Genomic DNA, 7,798 nt, shown 5'->3' on the forward strand with positions numbered 1-7,798 from the left:
TCGCGATCCGACCTGCCGTCAAGCTGCGAGTACCATGTCAAAGGCACGGCCGCCCAGGCGTTGTTTATTGTTTCTTTGAAGAGGAGTGAGAACTTTAGAAGATCTCTTGTTCCTGAGTAGCAGCGCATCAATGGATAGTTCCCTGTTCGGCTTGCCTCATATATTCTTTCAAAATCCTCTCTAGTTCTGAAGGGAGCGCCGCCGGCTCCGTCTTCAGAAGAGATCATATTCTCCTGCTGAAAGAACCATTGCTGGCAGTTCTGATCCGGGGCAAGAGAGATGATATCCAGCAATCCGGATTCGGCGAGATTCCGGACGGCCTTCTCAGTTGCTTCAACGGTTTCCAGGCCTATATGATGCCTTATCAACGGATAGGGCTTCTTAGATGTTATTCTTTCGAGAAGCGACTGCGGGTAATCAACCTGGCCTTTTGCATCTGTCGTGCCCCTGAGGAACATAACGACTTCTTCCGGCATCTCGCTGCCATCAAAGACCTTCTCGAAGAGACCGCTTCTCTCTGCTATTTCAGCAGTCTCAACCGTTCCACCGAAGATCAGTCTTTTCTCGATCCCCCTGTTCTCCAGAGACAGCTTCAGTTCGCGCAGTAGCTGCTCGCAAGATTCCTTGCCCAATCTGTAGCTCACCGCAACTATGTCAGGTGAAGCCTCTTCCACACTGTCCAACAGCTTGTCTATACCGATTACACTTCCAATGTATGTCGTCTCGTAGCCTTCCCTTTCGGCCAGATAGAGGAAATTCAGAATGCCAGCAGTGTGTATGTCGCTCCCGATAGCTCCCGCCAGTATCTTCATATCAGGTCCCTTCCTCCACGTACCTGGTAAGTTCTTCAACGGACATTTTATCAACACCGAGACTGGCCAGACTTCTCCCTCCGCTCCAGAAGTCTCTCTCCATAACCGCTCCAGCAATATTGATTATAGAATCTATGACTTTCGTCTCTATTTTGAGCTTCTTTCCAAAGCAGCTGATCGGAACGAGGCTCATCGGCACATCTTCCATTATGTATCTGTTCTCTATGCTTATCGGGGCCATTATCCCTCTATAGCCTTCGTTGCTGTGGATGGCCGTATATAGGTCCTCGCCTTTGACGTCATAAGCATAGTCAAGCCACTCCTTGGCGCCCATTGCCTCAACGCCAAGAGTTTTCGTGACCTCGCAGCGCTCTCTGTCCAGCGCTTCCAAAGCTCTCGCGACCGATGGGCTTATGCCTTCTAAGTAGAACTGGAAGTCTCCGTGTTTCGTCTCAATCCAACCGGCGTTCATAAGTATCGCACCGGGATGAAAGATTGCGCCTATGTTGTTGAAACTTGTGTACAGTACGTTCTTTGCCAGTGTAAACTCGGGCATGATCTCGCTTATTATCGGCATGATCGCCTCGTTTTCCTTTGAAGGCAGAACAGAAATCGGAACGGCGTTCTTTATCCTGAATATCCTTACCATCCCCGGACCAGAGATTCTCGAAGCGAAGACGAAGGTTTGGGCCTCGGCAATTACCACTTTCTCTCTAACGCCCTTCTCCCTGAAGATCTTATCGAACTCGAGCGCGCCTCCGGTTCGGCCCGGATTCAGAACTATGATTTGCCCTTCCGTAACGCAGTCGGCCAGACCGGCGGCAATCTGAGCATGAGCAAAGGCAGGCACGACCACCATGATTGCCTCTACCCCATTTATCGCCTTCTTCATATCCGTTCCGACGTACTTGAGTTTGGCCTTTCCGCTAGACTCACCTTCAACTCTTATTTTCCGGTCATCAAGTATCGGTAGTATTCTCTTTTGACTCCTGTTGTAAAGCGAGACATCATGTCCTCGCATCGCAAGGACCGCCGAAAGAGCCTGTCCACCGTTGCCAGCTCCAATTACTGCTATCTTCATAACGCACCTCCCCAATCCCCTGTGCAGAAAAAGAATAAGAAACAAATGATAACCTGCAAAGAACAGATACTCCAAAGTGAATGGAATCTCTGCACTCCCATTATACAGAAATCCTCCTTGTGAACTAAGTGAATGAAGCCTTCTGAGCTAGTTGGAACGCGATGCGCGGACCTGGCTTCAGAAATGAATTTTGGAGATTTCCTCACATGATATAATTATTATGTGTCAGAATAGTAATGATCCCAGAAGTAGCTTCAGGTAAGTCCTCGCGCATGGAACAAAATGGAGGGATTTTTGATGAGCGGAATCGCTGTTTTCTATAGGGGCGAGAGAGAAATGATAGAAGACTCGCTATCTTTTCTTGCACATAGGGGGAGCGAGACAAGAGTCCTCGCGGCAGGCGGAGAGGTAGGTATGGGCGCTGTGTTGAGCAATGCCTATGAGGATGACATGAATGTCTTTGAAGGGCATGGTGAGTACGTCGTTTTCTCAGAAACTGCTCCGATGCGCCCTGGCCGGAGAAGATACTGAGTCTTCGCAGGAAGTATGGGAATCGATTCATAGATAGGCTGGACGGATCTTTTACCTTCGCAATAGATACAGCCGGAGAAACTCTGATCGCCCGAGACCCTTTAGGCATGAAGCCTCTTTACTACTGCTTCATAAACGGGTCGATCGCGTGTGCCTCCGAACTCAAGGCTCTGACACCCTTCTGTAGTGAGGTGAAGGTCTTTCCGCCGGGTTACTACTTCTCTTCCATCGAAGGGTTCAAGAAGTACTCCTCACTCGAAGACCTGCTTACAGATGAGTCAGATGCTCGAAACGAAGAAGAGGCAGCCGAACTGCTGCGGAGTTCTCTTGAAGAGGCCGTTGAAAAGAGGCTCTCAGCAGTTAAGTATGACGCGGTAGTCTTCTTGAGCGGCGGTTTGGACAGCAGTTGTATTGCAGCTGTTGCTAGTTCGCTGAGCGGGTCCTTGAGAACATTTACCGTTGGAAGCGGCGACGGGGAAGACCCGGAATTCGCAAGGGAGGTTTCCGAGTACCTCGGCACGGATCATAGAGAGCACACCTATGATTTCGATGAGATGCTCGAAGTCTTGCCCGAAGTAATCTATCATCTCGAGTCGTTCGATCCTCCATTGGTCAGAAGCGCTATTCCCAATTACTTCGTTTCGAAGCTGGCAGCCGATGAAGGCAGTTCGTTCGTCTTCATGGGAGAAGGGGCCGACGAGCTCTTCGCCGGCTATGAGTACATGAAGGATCTGCCCAGTGCAGAGTCTATAGACAAAGAGTCGATAAGGATTACGAGAAACGGTTATCGCTCGGGCTTCCAGCGGAACGACAGAATGAGTCTTGCATTCGGAATCGAATTCGATGTACCCTTTATGGACCCTTCGGTGTTGAATCTTGCCTTTTCCATACCCGCTGAATGGAAGATCCACGGACCGGAAAAGACAGAGAAGTGGATTCTCAGAAAGGCGTTCGAAAACGAGCTGCCGGAGAGCGTCGTGTGGCGTAAGAAGAGCAAGTTCAGCGTCGGTTCGGGCTCATCGCATCTGATGAAAGAGTATGCGGAGGAGACGATATCCGACTCCGAACTTGAGAACGAACGGCGAAACAGCGGAATTAGATCAAAGGAAGAGCTTCTATACTACCGGATATTCGATGACCTGTTTCCATGTGAAGGCGCCATAGAGACTGTTTATCGAAGCTGACTGAAACTCGTTATCTAGTCAATTACTCACAGACCTACGATAAATGGTTCGTTTGCAGGGGTGGTTCTTATGACTGCTTCCAGATATGGAATTCCGTCCACATCTTCCAGATCGCAGCAGACCGCCGAGCCCGAACCACTGACAAACCAGAAAGAAGGCCTTCTCTCTTCGATGCTGAGGACGAATTCCTTCATCCGTGAATCGCTGTTTATTCTGTAAGTCTGATGGATTTCATCCTGTGAGTATTTCAGAGCGCTACCAAGGTCGCCCTTTGAGATTTTGGCTACAAATTGCGAAACGCTTTTTATATTGCTCACAGCGTCTTCAAAGGGAATCGATTCGGGAAGCGCCTTTCGCATTACATCTGTGGAGAGCTTGAATTCTGGCACCAGAAAAGTCAGTCTATGATCTGGCATTTCAAACTTCTCGTAGTCGAATCTCTTTCCGTCGTAGTAAGAGACAACGAGCCCTCCAAGCATACATGGGACGATGTTGTCGGGATGGCCTTCGATCTCGGTCCCGATCTCGAGAAGCTTCCTTACGGGAATACTCCCGCCGGTCATGATGTTTGCTATAAACAGAGCTGAAGCAATCGCTGCGGCGCTCGAACCCAGGCCGCGAGCCGGCGGAATATCGCACTCCTGAATTATCTGGATTCCCGGTACCACCTTGCCGGTAATCTTCTCAAATCTCGCTATAGAACTTCTGAAAATCTCTTCGGCATCCTCGATCTCTCTTCCATATCTACCTATAGATAGAACCTTAAGTCGATTCGCCTTCTCGAATTGAACGGTATTATGGAGCTTCAAAGCCATGCCGACGACATCGAATCCGCTTCCCATATTTGCCGTCGTGGCCGGCGCCCTCAGTCTCATTTCAGACCTGCCTCATGAACGACTGCCTCCAGACTGTTATGAATGACTACAGGCATGTCTACAGACTTGATGACTGCATCGGGGTCTTTGAGACCGTTCCCGGTCAAAGTACAGACAACGACATCACTCGGCTGGATAAGCCCTTGATAGGCTTTTCTCAAAAAGCCGCCAAAAGAAGCTGCAGAGGCCGGCTCGCAGAAGACACCCTCGGTGCTCGCGAGCAGCTTCTGCGCGTTCAAGATCTCTTCGTCGGTCAAGGCCTCTATTACCCCTCCCGATTCGTCTCTTGCAGCGACTGCCTTCTTCCAGCTTGCAGGGTTACCAATCCTAATGGCGGTCGCAATAGTCTCGGGGTGTTCGAAGACCCTGTCATATACAATTGGGGCAGCTCCCTCGGCCTGGAAGCCCATCATCTTGGGCAGGCTGCCTGACAGACCTCTCTCGTGATACTCCCGATAACCCATCCAGTAGGCAGCAATATTGCCCGCGTTCCCTACTGGTATGAAGTGGTAGTCAGGAGCCCTTCCCAGAACGTCGATTATCTCGAAAGCGGCAGTTTTCTGACCCTCAAGTCTGTATGGATTCAGACTGTTCACAAGCGTTACCGGATACTCTTCAGAAATCTTCTTCGCAAGTTCAAGACAGTCATCGAAATTCCCATCTATCTGAATTACCTTTGCACCATAGATCATCGCCTGAGCAAGCTTACCCAGAGCGATCTTTCCCTCCGGAATCAAGATTATCGACTTCAAACCGGTCCTTGCAGAGTAAGCGGCAGCAGAGGCCGAAGTATTTCCGGTAGAGGCACAAATTACGGCCTTTGAACCCTCTTCAATCGCCTTGGCGATAGCCAGAACCATCCCTCTATCTTTGAAAGAGCCTGTGGGATTGGCCCCTTCATACTTCACGTAAACTTTCGGTCCGAATTTCCTGCTGATGTTTTCCAGATATATCAGAGGTGTGTTTCCTTCAAGGAGGGTAATCCTCGGAGTACTCTGAGTTACGGGAAGAAATCTCTCGTAGCTAGCTATTAACCCTTTCATTCGATCTCCCCCAGACTGAAGGCACTGTGAATAGCGTTTACACCCAAACGCACCTTCTTGCTGTCAATTACGACCGAGATTCTGCTGTTGCTGGCGCTTATCATATCTATGTTGATCCCTTCATTTGCAAGAGTCTCGAAGAGAGTCGCAGCTATGGCCGGTGTGGCAGTCAGGTTGACGCCCACTATGGAAATCTTTGCAATAGCTCTTTCTATGGTTATTTCTCTGGCTTCGCTTCTCGATTTCAAAATATCCTGCTTGAGCTTTGCAAGGTCGCTCGCCTGAACGGTAAAGGCCATTGTGTTGAAATCACCACTTCTCATACTCTGTATTATCATATCGATATTCACATTCTGCTCGGTAAGAGTCTTGAGCACTCTTGCAGCTATTCCCGGCCTGTCAGGAACTTCCTGCAGAACTACTTTTACGATATCCTGATCAGAAGTTACTGCGCTTACGATAGGTTGCTCCACTTTCGATCCCCTCCATATAAGTGTGCCTCTGGCGTTCGTGTGCGCGTTTTTCACGAGCACCTTTATATCATACTTCCTGGCGAATTCCGACGCTCGGCTTTGAAGCACCTGAGCTCCCTGTTTGGAAAGCTCGATCATCTCTTCCCATGAGATCTCTTTTATAGGTCTGGCATCCTCAACTATCCTCGGATCGGCAGAATATACGCCATCCACATCTTTGTAGATTTCGCACAGTTGTGATCCCAGAGCCTTCGCAAGCACTACGGCCGTAAGATCCGAACCCCCTCGTCCTAACGTCGTGATCTCGCCAGTATATGTCGATCCCTGAAAGCCTGCAACAACGGGAACATATCCATTTGAAATGTGGCGACTCACTAGATCCGCATCGATTGAGACGATCCTTGCATTTGAGAAATTCGAGTCAGTCTGAATCCTAGCCTGATTGGCGGAAAGTGAGATAGACTTCATCCCCAGCTCCTGAATTGCCATCGCTACAAGTGCTATAGACTTCTGTTCGCCGGTAGCTAGAAGCATATCCATCTCTCTGCCGTTTGGCTTACTGGAGATCTCTCCGGCGAGTTCATAGAGAGTGTCAGTTTCGACCCCCATGGCCGAAACAACCAGAACGGGCTTGACTCCGCTTTGAACCTTTCTCTGAACACGTTTTGCAACATCCCTTATCTTCTCCGGCGTATCGACCGACGTTCCTCCAAACTTCATTATCACGACTGAATTGCTCTGCTTCTCGGCGTATCTCGATGCCCTTAGAATATCCGAGATAATCGCAGTTGCAGTTGGTTGTGCGCCTGCACCCTCTCCCCTGAGAATAAACCTTCCAGACAGATCCGTTTCAACCTCTATGGCATTCTCAACACCATCTACGCTCCAAAGTGGATCATCTCTTTCTAGCTCCTGAGGTCTAACATAAGCTCCTTCCTTCTCGAAATCAATCGTCCCTATGAGCTTGATCTTCCTCCCTTCGTCTGCAGCCCTCTCTATATCTAGCTTATCTATACCTTCAATTCCCTTCGTCTCTATTGTCGCTATTCCGGGGAAAATCCCAGTCTTTATCCCCGTGAGCACCGATAGCTTGTATGCTGCATCTAAGCCCTTTACATCGCTTGACGGATCGGCTTCTGCATAACCCCTTTCCTGAGCAAGCCTCAAAGCTTCTTGGTACCCCATTCCCTTCTGCATCTCAGATAGAATGAAATTCGTTGTTCCGTTGAGTATACCGCGTATGCGTTTGATTCCGTGGAATATCAGGTAGTCCTCAAGAAGCGAGATTATTGGAATGCCGCCACCCACGGCAGCTTCAAAGAAGAGACTCTTAATTACGGAACTGCCGGAGAAGTCATTACCGAATTCGGAGATAAGCATCTTGTTCGCGGTAACCACTGTTCTGTTGAGTTCCAGAGACTGTCTAACCAGTTTTCTGGCGGCCTCAGTCCCGCCAATAGTCTCGACTACAATATCGCTGTTGATAATCAGGTCTTCGAAATCCTCTGCGATCAGGTCGGACGGGATTCCAAGTTTGGCGTACTTGCTTCGAGTCCTTGTTATCACCTTGGAGACAGTACATCTCCTTCCCGATCTCTTCTCGATATCATCTCCCTTTTCAGAAAGAATAGCATATACGCAGGACCCTACTGTGCCGAGTCCGGCAATTCCGATCCTCAACTTGGTGCACCCCCTCCTGAAGCAATGAAGCCGCTATTAATCAAAAGTATACACCGTAAACGCGTGGTAGCGGGTCAGGTTGGAAAGAGTGGAATGAGACGCAAGGCTGGCTTCGCCAG

Annotated in this window: 6 protein-coding genes and 1 pseudogene; 2 read left to right on the forward strand and 5 right to left on the reverse strand. The window is 49.4% G+C overall.

Annotation, left to right across the window (positions count from 1 at the left end; translation table 11 throughout):
• Together B3N33_RS10465 and B3N33_RS10470 are read right to left on the reverse strand one after the other, a co-directional pair.
• Window positions 1-812: pseudogene (locus B3N33_RS10465) on the reverse strand (methionine synthase); the annotation flags it as partial.
• Window position 813: 1 nt separating this feature from the next.
• Complete coding sequence (locus B3N33_RS10470; protein ID WP_214079828.1) at window positions 814-1,893, reverse strand: NAD/NADP-dependent octopine/nopaline dehydrogenase family protein; 1,080 nt, start codon at window positions 1,891-1,893, stop codon at window positions 814-816.
• Window positions 1,894-2,190: 297 nt separating this feature from the next.
• Between B3N33_RS10470 and B3N33_RS10475 the strand changes: the two genes are divergently transcribed.
• Window positions 2,191-2,424 (forward strand): hypothetical protein, encoded by a 234-nt coding sequence (locus B3N33_RS10475; RefSeq protein WP_292593274.1) that lies wholly within the window; start codon window positions 2,191-2,193, stop codon window positions 2,422-2,424.
• Window positions 2,425-2,462: 38 nt separating this feature from the next.
• Window positions 2,463-3,608, forward strand: a complete 1,146-nt coding sequence (locus tag B3N33_RS10480) for an asparagine synthase-related protein (RefSeq protein WP_292593278.1) — start codon at window positions 2,463-2,465, stop codon at window positions 3,606-3,608.
• A 26-nt stretch (window positions 3,609-3,634) separates the two neighbouring features.
• Here B3N33_RS10480 and B3N33_RS10485 read toward each other — a convergent pair whose 3' ends face one another.
• From B3N33_RS10485 to B3N33_RS10495, 3 genes are read right to left on the reverse strand one after another with little or no spacing between them, the layout of a single operon-like run.
• A complete protein-coding gene (locus tag B3N33_RS10485) occupies window positions 3,635-4,483 on the reverse strand; it encodes a homoserine kinase (protein WP_292593276.1) in 849 nt (282 codons plus the stop codon).
• On the reverse strand, window positions 4,480-5,526 hold the full coding sequence (gene thrC / locus B3N33_RS10490; RefSeq protein ID WP_292589909.1) for a threonine synthase: 1,047 nt from the start codon (window positions 5,524-5,526) through the stop codon (window positions 4,480-4,482). The genes B3N33_RS10485 and thrC overlap by 4 nt, the downstream gene beginning before the upstream one ends.
• On the reverse strand, window positions 5,523-7,679 hold the full coding sequence (locus B3N33_RS10495) for an aspartate kinase (RefSeq protein ID WP_292589908.1): 2,157 nt from the start codon (window positions 7,677-7,679) through the stop codon (window positions 5,523-5,525). The genes thrC and B3N33_RS10495 overlap by 4 nt, the downstream gene beginning before the upstream one ends.
• Window positions 7,680-7,798 lie beyond the last annotated feature (119 nt).

This window comes from Mesotoga sp. UBA5825, from assembly GCF_002432955.1.
Lineage (GTDB): Bacteria > Thermotogota > Thermotogae > Petrotogales > Kosmotogaceae > Mesotoga.

Excerpts from the sequence above, each read along its gene's own strand:
- B3N33_RS10470 (WP_214079828.1), bottom strand. The coding sequence starts at position 1,893 with ATGAAGATAGCAGTAATTGGAGCTGGCAACGGTGGACAGGCTCTTTCG.
- B3N33_RS10485 (WP_292593276.1), bottom strand. The coding sequence starts at position 4,483 with ATGAGACTGAGGGCGCCGGCCACGACGGCAAATATGGGAAGCGGATTC.
- B3N33_RS10475 (WP_292593274.1), top strand. The coding sequence starts at position 2,191 with ATGAGCGGAATCGCTGTTTTCTATAGGGGCGAGAGAGAAATGATAGAA.
- thrC (WP_292589909.1), bottom strand. The coding sequence starts at position 5,526 with ATGAAAGGGTTAATAGCTAGCTACGAGAGATTTCTTCCCGTAACTCAG.